The sequence below is a fragment of the Streptomyces sp. NPDC028635 genome (assembly GCF_040637635.1).
Classification (GTDB): Bacteria; Actinomycetota; Actinomycetes; order Streptomycetales; family Streptomycetaceae; genus Streptomyces.
In genome coordinates, this window is sequence record NZ_JBEZWX010000004.1 from 138486 (window position 1) to 157079 (window position 18594).

An 18594-nucleotide genomic window follows, 5' to 3' on the forward strand; every position below is an offset into this window, starting at 1 on the left:
GCGTGAACTCTAACCAATCTTTAACTTGAATGTCGATCTGAATCGTCCTGGTGTACACCGCGATGTGGATCACATGGTGTTGCGTACAACCATTTGCAGTCTTCGCAGGAGACAACAACACGAGGCGTGCCATCCGCCTTACGCTGCGTCAGGCCGTCGGGCCTCAGGACCGGGCTGTGCGCGCCAACCCTGACGGCTGTGCGCGCCGCCCCTGACGACTGCGCGCGAGTGCGGGCCCCGCCGGATGCCGGTCAGCCGACCGAGCGCCAGTCCCCGAAGGTGAGCGACCCGGCCCGCTCGTCCCGGTGGGCGACGGTCAGGCCGGCGCCCGGCGTCCGGCACGCGACGCTGAGCCGTCCCGTCCGGTCGACGGCGACCGATGGCGTGCCGTACGCCTCGCCGGCGATGTCCTGCCACCACACCCCCGCGTCCGGCCGGCCCTCGGGATGAAGGCCGACCGAACCGGCGCCCGCGGATCCCGTGCGCGCCAGCACCGAGTACGCCCAGCCGTCGACCTCCACGGGCCGTGCGGCCGCCACGGGGCCGGTCCCCCCGGCGTCACCCAGCGGGTACGGGGCCGGGGCGCCCGGAGCCCACACGAACGCCTCGTTGGTGTGGAATTCGCGATAGCACACAGTACCGGGCTCCGCTCCCGGTGCCAGGGTGCCGGGCCGGGCGGCGAACGGCACTGTCCGGTCCTCGGTCCAGGTGCCGTCCGCGCGCTGGTACCACCTCACGACCGCGGCGGTGTCACGCGCCCGCGCGAACACCTCGACTCCGCCGTGCGCGGACGTCACCGCGACGAGGTCGTCGGCGACCCGCGTACCGCCCAGGTGGTTCCAGTCGGTGAGGGAGCCGTCGGCCGACCGGCAGCGGTAGCTGATGCTGTGCCCGAAGTTACGGACGAAGACGAACAGCGCGCCCGCCGCGTCGAAGGCCGCGGCGGGGAAACCGACTTCCCGCCCCTTGAGCCGGGCGGCGACGTTCGGACCCCCGAGCGAGAGCCACGGCGTCAGCGGCCGACCCGTGCCGTACTGGGCGGCGTGGACCACCTCGACGTCCGCGCCGCCGTCGGCACGGGCGGTCCGGCGCAGCCCGAACAGGTGCGGGAACCCGTGCGCGTCGGGCACCACGCACAGGCCCGGCAGCAGACCCGCGCCCTCCCACGCCTGCGGTCCGCGCCAGGCGTCGCCCGGCGTCTCCTGCCACCAGCGCACCACACCACCCGCCGTCGGGGCGAAGGCGGTCAACCTGCCGTCGAATCCCGCCGACAGCCAGTGCACCGGCTCGGGGTAGCGCCGGCAGGAGGCGGCCCCCAGCGCCGGGTCCGAGCCGGCCCGGTGACAGTCGGCGAACACTGGCCGCCCCGTCTCCCGCTGCCAGGCGCGCGCAGCCGCCAGCGCCTGCGCCGCCGTGTCCGCGTGCGGTGCCGGCACGTCGTACGACGGCACTCCGCTCGCCTCGTCGAGGGCGACGTGCACGGGGTCGGGGTCCAGGGTGTGCAGACGCTCCGGCTCGATCTCCCGGAGCGCGCCGAGCAGCGCCGCGACCTCGCCGCCGGAGCCGGCGCCCAGCACGCGTACGGCCCCGAGCGGCCGGCAGCCGCGTTCGCCGGCCGCCGTGAGGGCGCGATCGAGCGCTGCACGCGACTCCTTGCCGCCCGCCCGCATGCAGACCACCGCGATCCGCGCGCCGGACGGCTGCAGCGCGACGAGCGGCACCGCGTCGGCGGGCTCGGGAACGACGACGGCGACCGTCTGCCCGGTCGCCGTCGGGCCGGCGGCGGCTCCCGGTCGGCGGTCGGTCCTTCGCGTCATGTCCTCACGTCCCTCGGCGCGGGAGCGGCTCCCGGCACGGTCATATGCGCTTCCAGTCCCCGAGCGTCAGCCCCGGCCCCTCCTCCTGGCGGGCCAGCATCACGTCGCCGTCCGGTGCGACGGCGAGGACCACGACCCGGCCGTGCCCGTCCAGGGCGAGCACCGGGTCGCCCAGGCACGCCATGGCGGTGTCGATCCACCAGACCCCGTTGCGCTCGTCCTCCACGGGACAGACGCCGAGCACGATCCGCCCCGCGGCGTCGCGGTGGGCGAGCACCATGCAGGGGTAGCCGTCGAGCACGGTGACGAGCCCCGCATGGCGCCCGTCGCCCGGGTTCCCGCCCACCCGCACCGGCCACTCGCCGGGCCGCACGACGACGATCCCGCCGCCGCGTACATCGGTCAGCAGGTACGTGAGGCGGCCGGGCGAGGTCTCCACCGCGGTCACCGAACCGGGGAGCGGCGCCACCGCGAGATCGTGCCCTCGCTCCAGCGGCCCGCCAGGCTGCCGCTGATACCAGGTCAGGGCCCCGTCGAAAGCAGGGGCGAGGACTTCCACCCCGCCCGTCGACGTGGCGCCCGCCGCCGGCGTGTCCAGAGCGGCGGCCACCTGCAGATCGCGCCAGGGCTCCCAGCGCCCCTGGGCGTCCTCGCGGCGCAGTGCCACCCGTCCCTCGGCCGTGGGGACGAAGACGTACAGCGTGCCGGCGGCGTCCACCGTGGCGGCCGGCGCCCCCATCTGAGCCGTCCGCTCCCGCTTGGCATGGGGATTGCCGACCGAGCGCCACTCGCTGAGCGGACGCCCGGCCTGATATTGCACCGCGTAGACGAGGTCCACGTCCGGCGCGGCGTCGTCGGCGCCGCGCACACGTCGCCCGATCAGATGCACATAGCGGTTGCCGCCCTGGGCGAGGGCGATCTGGCCCACGCCCTCTGCCGGCAGGACGTCCGGGCCCGACCAGCCGGGGCCGGCGGGCCTGGTCTCGGTCCAGCGCAGCACGGCCTGGTCGACGTGGGCGAACACCATGAGCCTGCCGTCGTGCCCGAGCACCGCCCACGGTCCGGACAACACTGCCGGGAGCGTGCCCGACGGGCCCGGTGCGATGCCGTCGGCCCGCTGCCGTCGCCCGTGGTCGAGCGCGCTAGTGGCCCGCATGGTCCGTCGTCGTCCTTCCCGTCGGCCGGGCCCCGATCGGACCGCGGCCTGGCCACTGCATCATATGTTCGACTGCCGGAGGGCATGCACGGCCACCGACCGGTCCCCGGGGCGTGCGACGCGGGGCCGCGGCCCCGGAGCCGGTTCACCGCCGCCGGCGGCAGTGCCTTCCGCTCAGGCGCGGGCCGCCGGATGGCGCGCGCACCAGCCGGCCCACGCGGAGGCGACCATCGCTCGCGCGTCGTGACGCGCGGTCCAGCCGAGCTCGGCGCGTACGCGCTCGGCCGACGCGACGACGCGGGCCGGGTCCCCGGCGCGACGCGGCGCCGTCAGGGGTGCCGCGGCCGGGCCATGGCCCGTCACCTCGCCGATCAGCGCGATCATCTCGCGCACCGAAACGCCTTCACCGCGACCGATGTTGACCGTCAGGTCACTGCCCGGCTCCCGGTCCCCCAGGGCACGCGCGGCGGCCACATGCGCCGAGGCGATGTCCTCGACGTGGATGAAGTCCCGTACGCAGGTGCCGTCCTCGGTGTCGTAGTCGTCCCCGAAGACGACGGGCGCGGCGCCCTGCATGAGCTTCTCGAACACCATCGGGACCAGGTTGAAGACCCCGGTGTCCGCGAGGTGGTCGGCGGCCGACCCCGCGACGTTGAAGTACCGCAGGCAGGCCGTGGTCATGCCATGGGCCCGGCCGGCCGCCCGCACCAGCCACTCCCCCGCCAACTTGGTCTCCCCGTACGGGTTCACGGGCGAGCAGGGTGTGTCCTCGGTCACGAGGTCGGCATCGGGCATGCCGTACACCGCGGCCGAGGAGGAGAAGAGGAAGCGCCGCACACCGGCGTCGGCGGCAGCCTGCAGCAGCGTCTGCAGGCCCTGCACGTTCTCGCGGTAGTAGTACAGCGGCCGTTCCACCGACTCCCCGACCTGCTTCTTGGCCGCGAGGTGGACGATGCCGGAAATGCGCAGGTCGGACAGGGTCGAGCGGAGCAGCTCCGGATCCAGGACCGAGCCGTGGACGAAGGGCACGCCGTCGGGTACGCGCTTGGGGTCGCCGGTGGACAGGTCGTCGTACACCGCCACGGCCTCACCCGCCTCCAGCATGGCGCGGACGACGTGCGCTCCGATGAATCCCGCTCCGCCAGTGATCAGCCAGGTCATGCGCGCATACTAATTCTTCGCTGCGCGTTTACAAATGCGTCATATCTAGCGCATGATCGGTTGATCGGCTGCCTATAGTGACACGATCGTTCTGGCAGCCCACGGACCGGCTCTCCCCACACCCGAGTCCTCAACGCCCCACAGCAGCGGCCCTGACGGGCCATGACCTCACGAGGACTCGAAGCAGGATGAGCCACGTCTCGACGCCCCAGAGCAGCGATGCGGACGCGCCGTCCAGGCGCCGTGGCGGCAGAGGGGGCAAGCGCAGAACCGGAAAGCGCCGCACCGGTCGTAAGATCCTCCTCGCCCTCGGGGTCCTCGTGCTCGTCGCCGGCGGCACCGGCTACTGGCTCTACAGCGACCTCGACGGGAACATCAAGGGTGTCGACATCGACAAGGCGATCGGTGACGACCGGCCCGAGAAGCTGCCGACCTCCGGGCAGAACATCCTGATCCTCGGCTCCGACTCGCGCGCGGGGGCCAACGCCGCGCTGGACAAGGCCGATGTCTCCGGGGCCCGTTCGGACACCGCGCTGGTGATGCACATACCCGAGGGCCGCACCCAGGCCGTCGCCGTCAGCATCCCCCGCGACACCCTGGTGACCCGGCCCGAGTGCACCAGGTCGGACGGCTCGGCGGTGGCCTCCGCGAAGCGTGTGATGTTCAACTCCATCTACTCGCTGGCCGGTCCGGCCTGTGTGGTGAAGACCGTCGAGCAGATGTCCGGCGTCCGCATGGACCACTACGTGGAGATCGACTTCGCCGGCTTCAAGGGACTGGTGGACGCCATAGGCGGAGTCACCGTCACCGTCGACCAGGACATCCACGACAAGTCCAGCGGACTGAACCTGAGCGCCGGCACCCACCGCCTCGACGGCACGCAGTCCCTGCAGTTCGTACGCACGCGGCACGGCATCGGCGACGGCAGCGACCTCGGCCGTATCGGACTGCAGCAGCAGTTCATGATGGCGCTGCTCTCCGAGATCAAGAAGCAGGACCTGCTGGGCAGCCCGACGAAGACCTACAAGATCGCCGACAAGCTCACCGCCGCGCTGACCACCGACTCCGACCTCGCCTCGCTGACGAAGCTCGCGGAGTTCGGCCGCAGCCTGAACGGGGTGAACCCGGACACCATGGAGACGATCATGCTCCCGGTGGCGTACGACAAGGTCGACCCGAACCGTGTCGTGGCCGCCGAGCCGCAAGCGTCGTCGCTGTGGAAGGCGCTGCGCAGCGACACCGAGATCCCGGAGTCCGCGAAGAAGTCCCCCGCGAAGGGCGGCTGAGCCCGCCGCAGCACCGCGACCGCCCGGCCCCGTGCTCCGGGGCGCCGTGCGAGGCTGGCCCCATGGACGACAGCACCCCCCTGCTCGTGATCGTCGACGGCGCCAACGTCGTCGGGTCGGTGCCCGACGGCTGGTGGCGCGACCGGCGCGGCGCCGCCGAACGGCTGCGGGACCGGCTGGCGCAGCGGGGGCTTCCCGGATACGACGCCGACGGCGGGGCCGTGGACATCGTCCTCGTCGTCGAGGGCGCCGCCCGCGGCGTGCCCTCCGTGCCCGGTGTCCGCGTCGAGGACGCCCCCGGCAGCGGCGACGACCACATGGTCGACCTGGTCGCCCGCGCCACGGGCCGCCGCTGCCTGGTCGTCACCGCCGACCGCGAACTGCGCCGCCGCGTCACGGAACTCGGCGCGGAGGTCACCGGCCCGCGAGCGGTACGCGGCTGAGCCGCCGCCCCGGGCGGGGCGCTACGCGCCCGAGGCGTGCGGCCCGGCCGGTCCGCCTTCCTGCTGCGCAGTCACGGCCTCGTGCCGGTGCCGGGGCCCGCCGACTCGCCCGCCGGGACCCGTTCGCCGCGGGCCAGGCGGCTGTGGGTGCGGCCGTACAGGAAGTAGACGACGAAGCCGATCGCCATCCAGATGCCGAAGCGGACCCATGTCTCGGCCGGCAGGTTGAGCATCAGCCACAGCGAGGCGCACACCGACAGGATCGGGATCACGGGCACCCACGGCGTGCGGAAGGAGCGGGGCAGCTCGGGCCGGGAGCGCCGCAGGATGATCACACCGATGGCGACCACCACGAACGCGAACAGCGTGCCGATGTTCACCAGCTCGGCCAGCTCGCTGAGCGGGGTGAAGCCGGCGAGGATCGCGATGAGGACGCCGAGCAGGATCGTGGGCCGGTGCGGGGTCCTGAACCGCGGGTGGACGTGCGAGAAGAAGCGCGGCAGCAGCCCGTCGCGGCTCATCGCGAAGAAGACCCGGGTCTGGCCCAGCAGCAGGATCATGCACACCGTGGTCAGGCCCACCGCGGCGCCGAAACTGATCAGGCCGGCGAACCACGGGTGCCCGGTGGCCTTGAAGGCGTCGGCGAGCGGCGCGGTGATGGACAGCTTGGTGTAGTGCTCCATGCCGGTGACGACGATCGACACGGCGACGTAGAGCGCCGTGCAGATGAACAGCGAGCCGAGGATGCCGCGCGGCATGTCGCGCTGCGGGTTCCTGGTCTCCTCGGCGGCCGTGGCGACGACGTCGAACCCGATGAAGGCGAAGAAGACGACGGACGCCGCGGTGAAGATGCCCATCACCCCGAAGTTGGACGGAGCCCAGCCGAAGATCAGCTGGATCAGCGGCGACTTCAGGCTGCCGCCCGCCTCCACCGCCTTCTGCGGCGGGATGAAGGGGTGGTAGTTGTCGCCGTTGACCAGGAAGGCGCCCGCGATGATGACGATGAGGACGACCGTCACCTTGATCGCCACGACGACCGAGGTCACGCGCGCGGAGAGCTTGGTGCCGACCACGAGGATGCCGGTGAGGACGAGGACCAGCGCGGCCGCGAGGATGTCGAAGCCGAAGCCGTGGGCGCCGTCGCGGGTGCCGAGCGCCGCGGGCAGGTGCCAGCCCGCGTTGTCCAGCAGCGAGGCGATGTAACCGGACCAGCCGACGGCGACCACCGCCGTGCCGAGGGCGAACTCCAGGACGAGGTCCCAGCCGATGATCCAGGCGGGGAACTCGCCCAGGGAGGCGTAGGAGAACGTGTACGCCGACCCGGCGACCGGGACCGTGGAGGCGAACTCGGCGTAGCACAGCGCGGCCAGGGCGCAGACCACGCCCGCCACGACGAAGGCGAGCGCCGTCGCCGGACCCGCGTTGTTCTTGGCGACCGTCCCGGTGAGGACGAAGATGCCGGTGCCGATGATCACACCGACGCCGAAGACGGTCAGGTCCAGCGCGGACAGGGATTTCTTGAGCGCGTGCTCGGGTTCCTCGGTGTCGGCGATCGACTGCTCGACCCTTTTCGTCCGGAAGAGGGTGCTGCTCACGGTGACCTCCCACGCTGTGTCGTCCTCGACAGGGTCGAGAGGGGGTGTGGTGCGTATGCCCCACCGTGGGCCTCATCACGCAAACGGGCCGGTCGCACCACTCTTCACAGTGGCGCAACCGGCCCATTCCGGCACGTCGGGGCTAGTCGCGGACCGGCTCGACCTCGGCGGCGGCGCGCTCGAACCGGCCGTCGAGCTTGGCCACGAGGCCGGTGACCTGGCGTGCGATGTCCGGCGCGGTCAGCCCGATCTCGGCGAGCACCTCGGCGCGGGAGGCGTGGTCGAGGAAGCGCGGCGGGATGCCGAAGTCGCGCAGCGGCACGTCCACCCCGGCGTCGCGCAGGGCCTGCGCGACGGCGGAGCCGACACCGCCGACGCGGCTGTTGTCCTCGACGGTGACGACGACCCGGTGGCGTTCGGCCAGCGGGGCCATCGCCTCGTCGACCGGCTTCACCCAGCGCGGGTCGACGACGGTGGTGGAGATGCCCTGCTTGTCCAGCAGGCCGGCGATCTCCAGGCACATCGGGGCCAGCGCGCCCACCGAGACCAGCAGCACGTCCGGGCGGTCCGTGCCCGGCTCGCGCAGCACGTCCATGCCACCGACGCGGCCCACGGCCGGTACGGCGGGGCCGACGGCGCCCTTGGAGAAGCGGACCACGGTCGGCGCGTCCTCGACCTCGACGGCCTCCCGCAGCTGGGCGCGGACCTGGTCGGCGTCGCGCGGCGCGGCGAGCCGCAGGCCGGGCACGACCTGGAGGATCGACATGTCCCACATGCCGTTGTGCGAGGCGCCGTCGGTGCCGGTGACGCCGGCCCGGTCCAGCACGAACGTCACCCCGCACTTGTGCAGGGCCACGTCCATGAGGACCTGGTCGAAGGCGCGGTTGAGGAAGGTGGCGTACACCGCGAAGACGGGGTGCAGCCCGCCGTGGGCGAGGCCGGCCGCGGAGACGGCGCCGTGCTGCTCGGCGATGCCGACGTCGTAGACGCGCTCCGGGAACGCCTTGGCGAAGCGGTCCAGGCCGACGGGCTGGAGCATCGCGGCCGTGATGGCGACGATGTCCTTGCGCTCCTTGCCGAGCTTGACCATCTCGTCGCCGAAGACGCTCGTCCAGTCGGCACCGGAGGTGGCGATCGGCAGGCCCGTGTCCGGGTGGATCTTGCCGACGGCGTGGAAGCGGTCGGCCTCGTCCTGCAGGGCGGGCTGGTAGCCGCGGCCCTTCTCGGTGAGGCAGTGCACGATCACCGGGCCGCCGAACCGCTTGGCGCGGGCCAGCGCGGACTCCAAGGCCTCGATGTCGTGGCCGTCGATCGGGCCGACGTACTTCAGGCCGAGATCCTCGAACATGCCCTGCGGGGTGATGAAGTCCTTCAGCCCCTTCTTCGCGCCGTGCAGCGTGTCGTAGAGGGGGCGGCCGACGACCGGGGTGCGCTCCAGGAGGTCCTTGGTGCGGGCCAGGAAGCGCTCGTAGCCGTCGGTGGTGCGCAGGGTCGCGAGGTGGTTCGCGAGGCCGCCGATGGTCGGCGCGTAGGAGCGCTCGTTGTCGTTGACGACGATGACGAGCGGGCGGTCCTTGGCGTCGGCGATGTTGTTCAGCGCCTCCCAGGCCATGCCGCCGGTCAGCGCGCCGTCACCGATGACGGCGGCGACGTGGGCGTCCCGCTTGAGCAGCTGGTTGGCCTTGGCGATGCCGTCGGCCCAGCCGAGCACCGTGGAGGCGTGGCTGTTCTCGATGACGTCGTGCTCGGACTCGGCCTGCGAGGGGTAGCCCGACAGGCCGCCCTTCATCTTCAGCTTGGAGAAGTCCTGCCGGCCGGTGAGCAGCTTGTGCACGTAGGACTGGTGGCCGGTGTCCCACAGCACCTTGTCCTTGGGCGATTCGAAGACGCGGTGCAGGGCGATGGTCAGCTCCACCACGCCGAGGTTCGGACCGAGGTGGCCGCCGGTCTTGGAGACCGCCTCGACGAGGAAGGTCCGGATCTCCCCGGCCAGCTGGTCCAGCTCCTCCAGGGTGAGCCGGTCCAGATCGCGCGGTCCCGTGATGCGGGTCAGCAGCGGCACCCGTGCCTCCTTGCAGTAGAGCTGATCGAGCAATTGCCGGGCTTGTCGAGTCTAATGTTCCGCCCGCGGAAACGATGTCCGCCCCCATGACACAGCAGTGCCCGGCACCTGAAAGGCACCGGGCACCGGTCCCGCCCGAAGGGGCGCGGGGAACTGCGCGACCAGCCACGACGGACCGGCACGCGCAGTCACACCCGCACCTTCACGGCGATGACGCGTCAGGCCCGACCGGCGGTCTTCTGCGTCTTACGGGTGATGGAGTCGATGACCACCGTGGTCAGCAGCACAGCCGCCGTGATCATGTACTTCACCGGCTCCGCGATGGACTCCAGCTGCAGGCCGTACTGGATGGAGACGATCACCAGCACACCGAGCAGCGCGTTCCACGTGCGCCCGCGGCCGCCGAACAGCGACGTACCACCGATGACCGCCGCGGCGATGGCGTTCATCAGCAGGTCACCGGTGCCGGCGCTCTGGTTGGCCGAGGCGATCTTCGACGCCAGGAACAAGCCGCCGATCGCCGCGAACCCACCGGAGATCGCGAACACGGAGATCCGCACGGCGGTGACGTTGATACCCGCACGCCGGGAGGCCTCGACGCTGCCGCCGAGCGCGAACACCTTGCGGCCGTAGGTGGTACGGCGCAGCAGGAAGTCCGTGGCGATCAGGAACGCGAGGAAGATCACCGTGGCCAGCGGCAGGCCCTTGTACTGGTTGTACATGTACGCCGCGGCGAAGGAGATCACCGCGAGCAGCACCGTCCGCAGCACGGTGTCGCTCAGCGGCCGGGACGGGATGCCCGCGGCCTCGCGGCGCCGGTTGCCGAGGAAGGAGGAGAGGAAGAACACCACCACGACGACGGCGGCCAGCCCGTACGCGGCGGCCACGTCGGTGAAGAAGTACGTGGTCAGTTTGCCGATGAAGCCCTCGCTGTCGAGGTTGATCGTGCCGTTCTCGCCGAGGATCTTCAGCATGAAGCCGAGCCAGAACAGCAGACCGGCCAGGGTGACGGCGAAGGCGGGAGCGCCGAGGACGGCGAAGAAGAAGCCGTGCGCGGCGCCGATGGCGCAGCCGGCGACGATCGCGAGGAGCACGGCCGCCCATTCGGGCCAGCCCTGGTTGACGGCGAGGACGGCGGCGATGGCACTGGCCGCGCCGCTGACCGAGCCGACCGCGAGGTCGATCTCGCCGAGGAGCAGCACGAACACGATGCCGACGGAGATCATGCCCGTGCCGACCATCGTGACGGTGATGTCGCTGATGTTCTGCGAGGACAGGAACTCGGAGTTCAGGCTCTGGAAGACGATGCAGATGATGATCAGGCCGAGGATGACGGGCATGGAGCCCAGCTCGCCCGCCTTCACCTTGCGCTTGAACTCACCCAGGTAGCCCGCGAGACCCTGCTCGCGGACGAGGAGCCGGGGGTCGACGGCGACGTCGGCGCCGGCGGCCGCCTCGGGGTTCACGACCTGCTCGTCCTGCTCGGTCGCGGAGGTCTTGTCGATGCTCACTTGGAAACCTCCCCGGTCGCGCTGGTCGTGCGGGCCGCACGGCGGGTCACTGCGTTGTCGGTGGCGCCGGTGATGGCGGAGATGATCTCTTCCTGCGAGGTCGTCTTGACCTCGAAGACACCGTTGTTACGGCCGAGACGCAGGACCGCGACCTTGTCGGCGACGGCCTTGACGTCGGCCATGTTGTGGCTGATGAGGATGACGGCGTGCCCGCGCTCCCGCAGCCGCTCCACCAGGTCGAGCACCTGTGCGGTCTGCTCGACGCCGAGGGCGGCGGTGGGCTCGTCGAGGATGACCAGCTTGGGCTCGCCGAGCATGGAACGCGCGATGGCCACGGTCTGGCGCTGACCGCCGGAGAGCGAGGCGATCGGGATCCGGACGCTGGGTATGCGGATCGAGAGGGTGCGCAGCAGTTCCTGCGAGCGGCGCTCCATCTCGACCTCGTCGAGGACGCCCCACTTCCTCAGCTCACGGCCGAGGAAGAGGTTGCCGACGACATCGATGTTGTCGCAGAGCGCGAGGTCCTGGTAGACCGTCGCGATGCCCAGGGCCTGGGCGTCGTGCGGCCTGCTGATCGAGACCTTCCTGCCCTCCCATTCGATGGCGCCCTCATCGATCGGGTGCACGCCGGCGATCGTCTTGACCAGCGTGGACTTTCCGGCGCCGTTGTCGCCCACCAGGGCGACCACTTCACCGGCGTGGACCTCAAGCTCTACGTCGGTGAGCGCCTGAACGGCACCGAACCGCTTGGAGACCCCGCGCAACGCCAGCACGGGCGTAGCGGACACGTGAACCATCTCCTTCGCCGCCTGACCCGGCGGAAGGGTTGTGCAGAAGAGTTATGGGGGGTGTTCCGTCCGGCGCCCCGCCACTGAGCTTGCGGGGCTGTCCGATGCGCGGGGCGCCGGAGGAGCGGGGAAGCAGCGTGTGCTGCTTGTGGGGGCCGGTCCGTGTACGCCGGGGCCGCTCGGGGCGTTCCGGCGGGCACGGACGGCCGCGGTACTACTTCAGACCGATCTTGTCGCAGGCCGCCTTGTACTTGGCGGTGCAGATCTCGTCGACGGTGTAGATGCCGTCCTTGACGACGGTGTCCTTGATGTTGGCCTGGGTCAGCGAGGTGACCGGGACCAGGACGGACGGGATGTCCTTCTCGCTGGCGCTGTTGACCTTGTCCTTGGCGATGGAGTCGAGCGACTTGCCCTGGGCGAGCGCGACGGCCATCTCGGCGGCGGCGTCGGCCTCCGGCGCGTACGGCTTGTAGACGCTCATGTACTGGTCGCCGGTGACGATGCGCTGCACGCCCGCCAGCTCGGCGTCCTGACCGGTGACCGGGACCTTCACTCCGGCGGCGTTGAGGGCGGTGATGATACCGCCGGCCATGCCGTCGTTGGCGGAGTAGACGCCCGCGATGTTGTTCTTGCCGACCGCGGAGATCGCGGCTTCCATCTCGGAGTTGGCGTTGTCCGGCGACCACTCCTTGGTGTCGTACTCCTTGGCGATGGTCACCTTGGAGTCGAGGACGGAGTGCGCGCCCTTCTTGAACTGGGCGGCGTTCGGGTCGGTGACCGAGCCGTTGATCATGACGATCTTGGAGGCCTTGGTCGCCTTGTCGCCCAGCGCCTTGAGCAGGGCGTTGCCCTGGGTCTTGCCGACCTCCTCGTTGTCGAACGAGGTGTAGCCGCTGATCGGGCCCTCGGCGAGGCGGTCGTAGGCGACGACCTTGATGCCGGCGTCGGTGGCCTTCTTGACGGAGTTCTGGATGGCCTTGGCGTCGACCGCGTCCAGGATCAGCACGTCCACCTTGTTGGTGATCATGGTGTCGACCTGCTGGGCCTGGAGGTTGGCGTCCTGGCGGGCGTTGTTGTACTGGATGGTCGCCTTGCCGTTGGTCAGCTCCTTGATCTTCTTCTCGATCAGGGGCCGGTCGAACTTCTCGTAGCGAGCGGTCTTGTTCTCCGGCAGGAGCAGTCCGACCTTGATGTTGTCGCCCTTGCCGGCGGCGGAGCCGGAGGACTCGGTCTTGCTGCCGCCGGACTCCTTCGCGCTGCCACAGGCGGCGAGCGAAACAGCCATTGCACCAGCGGCCACGGCTACAGCGGCACGACGCATACGCGTGTTCACTTCGAAAAACCTCCCTGACGAGGCCGCGTCGTTGCGGCCGAGGTGGCTGGAAGTCAACTCGGCCACACGTACGACGTCAAGAAGTAAATCCTTAACGAGATGGCAACGGTGCCATCCGTTCTCTAAGTGAAGGCAGGCACTGCCGCAGCCGGCGTGCCGTCCAAAAGTGTCGAATCGCCCATCTCGCTGAGTGCGAGCGCGAGCGCTCCGAGCACCTCCGCACGGCCCCCAAGTGCCCCCGGGAGAACGGACAGTTGGCGCGCCGCGCTGGGGATCGCGTAGCGGCCGACGGACTCCCTGATCGGCCCGAGCACAAGCTCACCGGCCTCGGCGAGATCACCGCCCAGGACCACCCGGCTCGGGTTCAGCAAGTTGCAGAGATTGGCCACTCCACTGCCGATGTGGCGGCCGACGTCGGCGATCACCCGACGACAGCCCGGGTCTCCGTCCTTGGCCAGCCGTACGACGCCCTCCATGGTGAGGTCGGTGCCGTGGCTGGACTGGAGCAGCGGCAGCACATAGCGCGCGGCCGCGAAGGTCTCCAGGCAGCCGCGGTTCCCGCAGCGGCAGACCGGTCCGGATTCATCAAGAGTAATATGTCCGATTTCTCCCGCAGTGCCACCCGGGCCGCGGTAGATCTTGCCGTCGATCACCAGACCGGCGCCCACGCCGCTGGCGACCTTGATGTACGCCAGGTCCCGCACGCCCCGGCCGCTGCCCCAGACCAGCTCGCCGAGGGCGCCGAGGTTGGCGTCGTTGTCCACGTACACGGGCACGCCCAGGCGCTGGTTGAGCTCCTCGGCGGGCTTGGTGCCGGTCCACCCCGGCAGGATCGCGGTGGACCCCAGGGTGCCGGACTCGACGTCGATCGGACCCGGTACGCCGAGGCCCACGCCGGCGACTTTGGACCGGTCGACCCCCGTTGCTGCGATCAGGCGATTCACCAGCTCCTCGGCCCGGTCCAGGCCCTGTGCGGAGGAGGCGTCGACGTCCAGCGGCTCGGACTCCTCGGCGAGCACCTGATGGGCGAGGTTGCCCACGGCGACGCGCAGATGGGTGTGCCCGAAGTCCACGCCGACGACGATGCCCGCGTCGCCGCTGAGGCTGACGCTGCGGGCCCTGCGCCCGCCCGCCGAGGTGGGCGTGACCTCGACCGTTCCGCCGTCCTTGAGCTCCCGGACGATGTTGGAGACCGTTGCCGCGGACAGGCCCGTGGTCCTCGCGATCTCCGCCTGGGTGAGCGATCCCGCCAGCCGAACGGCGCGTACGACCCGCTCCAGGTTGGCTCGGTGCAGCGACGACTGCGACCCCGGAGTCTCCACGACGACCTCCTGCGCACGGGGCCGCTTCGGTGAGGCCCCGCTCTATGTCCAACTAGTGAACTCTAAGCTGAGCTGTTCGGGGTGACTCCCGTCAAGAGGTTGAACACTTTCCACCTCCGTGCACAGCCCCTCACGGGCAGTCCCCGGCGGCGGAACGGGGCGCGTCCACACGGTCGCACAGGGCTACGGAGAGCATGGGGGCAAGGGCGCCGTCCGGGCCGGTGATGTCGGCTCCGGAGTACCCCGAAACGCCCCGGAGCACCCCTCGCACGCGTACGCCGCCCCCTCAGGAGCGGCGTACGTCGTCCGGTGCGGCCCGCCGGCCGCCGCCGGGCTACTTCAGCGCCCCCGCGGTCAGCCCCTGGACCACCTGGCGCTGGAAGACGATGTACGCCGCCAGGACCGGCAGCATCGCCATCACCAGGCCCGCGAAGAGGCCCGACCAGTCACCCTTGTAGCCCTGGCTGACGGCCAGCTGGACCAGGCCCTGGGTGAGGACCCGCTTGTCGGGGTCCGTGTTGAGGACCGTCGGGAGCATGTACTGGTTCCACTGGCCCAGGAAGTTGAAGATGCCCACGCTGATCAGGCCCGGCTTGGCCATCGGAAGCATGATCTGGAAGAACGTCCGGCTGTGCGAGGCGCCGTCCACGAACGCCGCCTCCGCCACCGACGACGGCAGCGAGCGGAAGAACGCGGTCAGGAAGAACACCGTGAACGGCAGCGAGTACGCGATGTACACGAGGATCAGGCCGTGGATGGTGTTCAGCAGTCCCATGTTGTTCACGACGTAGAACAGCGGGACCAGCGCCAGCATGATCGGGAAGCTCATGCCGCCGACGAACAGGTAGTAGATGAAGCGGTTGCCGGGGAAGTCGAAGCGGGCGAGGACGTACGCCGCCATCGAGCCCAGCACCAGCGTGCCGATGAGCGAGCCGCCGACCACCAGGACGGTGTTCAGGAAGTAGTCGCTCATATGGGCGTCGGTCCAGGCCCGCGACCAGTTGTCGAAGTGCAGCGTGTCCGGCAGCGACCAGGGCGAGCCGAAGATGGAGCTGTCGTCCTTGAAGGACGTCATCACCGCCCACAGCAGCGGCATGACCACCATGATCGCCCAGACGACGAGGATGCCGTGCGAGAAGACGTTGAGGGCACCGCCCTCCTTCTTCGCCGCACGCGGCTTCGTCGCCGGTACGTCCACCTTGGTGACCGGCAGGCCCGACTCGGCCGGGATCGGGGCGGGGGACTCGGTCGTCTTCATCAGAACTCCAGCCGCTCGCGCCGGCCCAGCCGCATCACGAGGGCCGCGAAGGCCAGCGTGACGACGAGCAGGGCGACGCCGATCGTGGTGGCGTAGGCGGCCTGCCCGTCACGGAACGCCTTCTGGTACACGTAGAGGACCATGACGGTGGTCGAGTAGTCGGGGCCGCCCGGTCCGGTCGTCATGATCTGCACGACCGCGAACGACTCGGCGCCGAGCGCCAGGATGCCCATGTACACCCAGCCGGACTGCACGGTGTCCCACAGCAGGGGCAGCGTGATGCGGAAGAACGTGGTGAAGCGGTTCGCCCCGTCCAGCAGCGCGGCCTCGTACAGGTCCGCCGGGATCGACGCCATGCCCGCCGAGAACAGCACCACGAAGAAGCCGACCGTCGACCAGACGAGAACGGCCATCACGCACCACAGCGCCAGGCTCGGATCACCCAGCCACAGGGGCTGCACGCTGTCCAGCCCGATGCCCCGCAGGACCGAGTTGATGGCGCCGCTCTCCGGGTTGTACGCGAAGGCGAAGAGCAGGGCGACGATCGCGATGGAGAGCACCTGCGGGAAGAAGTACACGATCTTGTAGAACGACGACCCCCGGACGCCGGAAATGACCGGCCCGCCCCTTCTCCGCCGCCCGCCCACATTGATCATGAAGGCGAAGAACAGCGCCAGACTGAGTGTCACCAGCGGCAGCACCAGCGCGAACACCAGGCTGTGCTGCAACGACTTCCAGAAGATGTCGTCGTCGAGCATCCTCTTGTAATTGTCGAAGCCGACCATCTTGAATTCGGGGCTCAGGCCCGTCCAGTCCGTGAACGAGTAGTAGATGGACTGGATGAAGGGCCACACCACGAACAGGGCGTACAGCCCCAGGGGCACCGCGAGGAACCCCACGATGAACCGGTATTTACCGTGCTGCATTACTACCGACCCCGATCTCTGGGCGGGCTCTGCCGCCAGGTCCGCCCGGGCTGGTCAGGGCTCCGGGCGGACTCTGGTGACGGTTCGTCACTGGTGCTTGTAGTGCTTGATCGAGCTGTCCTTGGCGGCTTCGTCGGCGAAGCCCTGGATCTTCTTGATGGCCTCGGCCGGGGTGAGGCGGCCGGCCATCATCTCGCCGAGACCGGCCACGCCGATCTTCTCCTTCTGGAGCTGCACGTACCAGTCCTGCAGCCGCGGGTTCACCACGTTCTGTCCGGCCTTGTCCAGCGCCGCCACACCCGACTTCAGTCCGGGCGTGAGGGTGATGCCGTCGGTGCCGCCGTTGTACGCGGTCAGCGACTTCACCTTGGCGGTGAAGTTCTTCGAGGACGCCTCGCTGAGCATGATGCGCAGCTGCTCCATCCCGCCGGTGCCGTTCTTCGCCTTGGCGGGCACGATGAACGGCTCGCCGCCGGAGGCCCAGATGGTGCCGAAGGGCATCTTGTCGGAGGCGTCGAGGCCGGTCGGCGCGGACACGGCGAGGTTGAAGTCGGCGGGGATGACGTTGGCCGACTCGTTCTCCACCCAGGAGCCGTTCGGGATGAACAGCGCCTTGCCCTTGGCCCACGCGGTCTGCGACTGGATGTGGTCCAGGCCCGGCGTGCCCTGGAGGACGTAGCCCTTCTTGTACAGCTCGTAGTACGCCTCGAAGCAGGCCTTGACGGCCGGGTGCTTCCAGGCGTTCGGCTCGAGGTTGTCGATCGCGTCGAGGACCTCGCGGCCGCCGACCTTGCCGATCATCGGGTACAGGGAGAAGGGCAGGTAGTACGGGTACTTGCCGGCGTACGTCCAGCCGGCCATGCCCTTCTTCTTGGCCTTCTCGCACACCGCGAGCATCTGGTCCCAGGTCTCGGGGTACTTCTCGTCGAGCGAGTCCAGTGCCTTCTGCGAGTACCACACGCCGTACACGGTGTAGGCGTAGTAGAGGATCCAGACCTGCTGGCCGTCGAACTGGCCCATCTCCACGATGCCCGGGCGCAGGGTGTCGCGGACCTTCTTGTTGGGGTCGTCGTAGGAGGGGGCGTCCAGCAGCGGGGTGAGGTCGGCGAGCTGGTTCTTGCCGACCAGGACGCCCATGTCCATCTGCTCGGCGCCGGAGTTGTCGATGAGGTCCGGCGGGGTGCCCTGGTTGAAGCGGGGCTGCAGGGTGGACTGGATCTTCTGGGTGGCGGAGAACTTGACGTGCGCCTTGGGGAAGTTCTTGGCGTAGATCTTCGTGGCGTCCTCGGCGTACTCCTTGCCGAAACCGCCGTCGAAGAGGACGAACTCCATCTGGGCGGTGTCATTGACGCCCAGCGGGTTCTGGGCGGTCTTCTTGCCCGCCTTCGCCTTCTCGTTGTTGTCGCTGCCGCCGCCGCTGGCACACGCGGACAAGAAGCCCATCGCGGGCACGGACACCAGGCCCAGCGCGGCTGACCGCTTGATCAGAGCGCGGCGGCCGACACCACCGGTGCCGTTGTTTGCTGCGGAAGTGGATCCCATGCTCAAGTCCTCGCCTTCTCACAGGACTCAGGCGGTGAACCGGATCCTCCCCGGCACCGCGGTCGGGTCAAGCAGGGTGAAGCAGGTGGAACAGGAGTGGAACAGGGTGGAGCGAAGGGTGGTGCAAGGGTGGTGCAGGAGGTGGTGCAAGTGGTCGTACCGGAGGTGCTGCGAGGTCGTGCAGATCGTGTGAATCGCCGACAGGTATAGTCCACTTCCGGCCGCCGGAGCAAGATCGAATGCAAGGTTGGCCATGGGTCTTTTCCGAGTTGAGACCTCGCGGAAATATGAACCGCCTGTGGATCCCGTGCCGGAAAAAGTACCGACATAGCCCCCGAACGGCGCACTCAACACCCTTGACACCCCTGGCCACTTCACCCCCTACTGGTTCCTG

General features: G+C 69.7%; 14 protein-coding genes. 2 read left to right on the plus strand and 12 right to left on the minus strand.

The window, feature by feature from the left end; genetic code table 11:
• Positions 1-251: 251 nt before the first annotated feature.
• The 3 genes from AB0E88_RS06390 to galE all read right to left on the minus strand — a co-directional run bounded on the left by AB0E88_RS06390 (position 252) and on the right by galE (position 4134).
• Positions 252-1817, minus strand: a complete 1566-nt coding sequence (locus AB0E88_RS06390; RefSeq protein WP_361624728.1) for a hypothetical protein — start codon at positions 1815-1817, stop codon at positions 252-254.
• A 40-nt stretch (positions 1818-1857) separates the two neighbouring features.
• Positions 1858-2973: a hypothetical protein gene (locus tag AB0E88_RS06395; protein ID WP_361624731.1), complete on the minus strand. Its 1116-nt coding sequence runs from the start codon at positions 2971-2973 to the stop codon at positions 1858-1860.
• Positions 2974-3147: 174 nt separating this feature from the next.
• On the minus strand, positions 3148-4134 hold the full coding sequence (gene galE / locus AB0E88_RS06400; protein ID WP_361624734.1) for a UDP-glucose 4-epimerase GalE: 987 nt from the start codon (positions 4132-4134) through the stop codon (positions 3148-3150).
• A 188-nt stretch (positions 4135-4322) separates the two neighbouring features.
• On the opposite strand from galE, the gene AB0E88_RS06405 reads away from it, so the two are divergent.
• Together AB0E88_RS06405 and AB0E88_RS06410 are read left to right on the plus strand one after the other, a co-directional pair.
• Entirely contained in the window at positions 4323-5420 is a 1098-nt protein-coding gene (locus AB0E88_RS06405; protein WP_361624737.1) for an LCP family protein, read from the plus strand.
• A 62-nt stretch (positions 5421-5482) separates the two neighbouring features.
• Positions 5483-5863: an NTP pyrophosphohydrolase gene (locus AB0E88_RS06410; protein ID WP_361624740.1), complete on the plus strand. Its 381-nt coding sequence runs from the start codon at positions 5483-5485 to the stop codon at positions 5861-5863.
• 71 nt (positions 5864-5934) lie between these two features.
• On the opposite strand, the gene AB0E88_RS06415 is transcribed toward AB0E88_RS06410, so the two are convergent.
• From AB0E88_RS06415 to ngcE, 9 genes are all read right to left on the minus strand, one after another.
• Positions 5935-7458 carry an amino acid permease gene (locus AB0E88_RS06415; protein WP_361624743.1) on the minus strand — a complete coding sequence of 508 codons (1524 nt, stop codon included), beginning with the start codon at positions 7456-7458 and terminating at the stop codon, positions 5935-5937.
• Positions 7459-7600: 142 nt separating this feature from the next.
• Positions 7601-9520 (minus strand): 1-deoxy-D-xylulose-5-phosphate synthase, encoded by a 1920-nt coding sequence (gene dxs, locus AB0E88_RS06420; RefSeq protein ID WP_361624746.1) that lies wholly within the window; start codon positions 9518-9520, stop codon positions 7601-7603.
• A gap of 218 nt (positions 9521-9738) precedes the next feature.
• Positions 9739-11031, minus strand: a complete 1293-nt coding sequence (locus AB0E88_RS06425) for a sugar ABC transporter permease (protein WP_361624749.1) — start codon at positions 11029-11031, stop codon at positions 9739-9741.
• Positions 11028-11828, minus strand: a complete 801-nt coding sequence (locus tag AB0E88_RS06430; protein WP_361624752.1) for an ATP-binding cassette domain-containing protein — start codon at positions 11826-11828, stop codon at positions 11028-11030. Before AB0E88_RS06430 ends, AB0E88_RS06425 begins: the two co-directional genes overlap by 4 nt.
• 205 nt (positions 11829-12033) lie before the next feature.
• Positions 12034-13140, minus strand: a complete 1107-nt coding sequence (locus AB0E88_RS06435) for a substrate-binding domain-containing protein (RefSeq protein WP_361625151.1) — start codon at positions 13138-13140, stop codon at positions 12034-12036.
• Between the two features lie 134 nt (positions 13141-13274).
• On the minus strand, positions 13275-14474 hold the full coding sequence (locus AB0E88_RS06440) for an ROK family transcriptional regulator (RefSeq protein ID WP_361624755.1): 1200 nt from the start codon (positions 14472-14474) through the stop codon (positions 13275-13277).
• 334 nt (positions 14475-14808) lie between these two features.
• On the minus strand, positions 14809-15732 hold the full coding sequence (locus tag AB0E88_RS06445; RefSeq protein WP_361624758.1) for a carbohydrate ABC transporter permease: 924 nt from the start codon (positions 15730-15732) through the stop codon (positions 14809-14811).
• Positions 15732-16658: a sugar ABC transporter permease gene (locus AB0E88_RS06450; RefSeq protein WP_361624761.1), complete on the minus strand. Its 927-nt coding sequence runs from the start codon at positions 16656-16658 to the stop codon at positions 15732-15734. Before AB0E88_RS06450 ends, AB0E88_RS06445 begins: the two co-directional genes overlap by 1 nt.
• 87 nt (positions 16659-16745) lie before the next feature.
• A complete protein-coding gene (ngcE, locus tag AB0E88_RS06455) occupies positions 16746-18200 on the minus strand; it encodes an N-acetylglucosamine/diacetylchitobiose ABC transporter substrate-binding protein (RefSeq protein WP_361624764.1) in 1455 nt (484 codons plus the stop codon).
• Positions 18201-18594: the final 394 nt, after the last annotated feature.

What these genes read in the sequence shown, in the direction of transcription:
- AB0E88_RS06390 (WP_361624728.1), bottom strand. Translation starts at nt 1,817, where the DNA reads ATGACGCGAAGGACCGACCGCCGACCGGGAGCCGCCGCCGGCCCGACG.
- AB0E88_RS06395 (WP_361624731.1), bottom strand. Translation starts at nt 2,973, where the DNA reads ATGCGGGCCACTAGCGCGCTCGACCACGGGCGACGGCAGCGGGCCGAC.
- galE (WP_361624734.1), bottom strand. Translation starts at nt 4,134, where the DNA reads ATGACCTGGCTGATCACTGGCGGAGCGGGATTCATCGGAGCGCACGTC.
- AB0E88_RS06405 (WP_361624737.1), top strand. Translation starts at nt 4,323, where the DNA reads ATGAGCCACGTCTCGACGCCCCAGAGCAGCGATGCGGACGCGCCGTCC.
- AB0E88_RS06410 (WP_361624740.1), top strand. Translation starts at nt 5,483, where the DNA reads ATGGACGACAGCACCCCCCTGCTCGTGATCGTCGACGGCGCCAACGTC.
- AB0E88_RS06430 (WP_361624752.1), bottom strand. Translation starts at nt 11,828, where the DNA reads ATGGTTCACGTGTCCGCTACGCCCGTGCTGGCGTTGCGCGGGGTCTCC.
- AB0E88_RS06435 (WP_361625151.1), bottom strand. Translation starts at nt 13,140, where the DNA reads ATGCGTCGTGCCGCTGTAGCCGTGGCCGCTGGTGCAATGGCTGTTTCG.
- AB0E88_RS06445 (WP_361624758.1), bottom strand. Translation starts at nt 15,732, where the DNA reads ATGAAGACGACCGAGTCCCCCGCCCCGATCCCGGCCGAGTCGGGCCTG.
- AB0E88_RS06450 (WP_361624761.1), bottom strand. Translation starts at nt 16,658, where the DNA reads ATGCAGCACGGTAAATACCGGTTCATCGTGGGGTTCCTCGCGGTGCCC.
- ngcE (WP_361624764.1), bottom strand. Translation starts at nt 18,200, where the DNA reads ATGGGATCCACTTCCGCAGCAAACAACGGCACCGGTGGTGTCGGCCGC.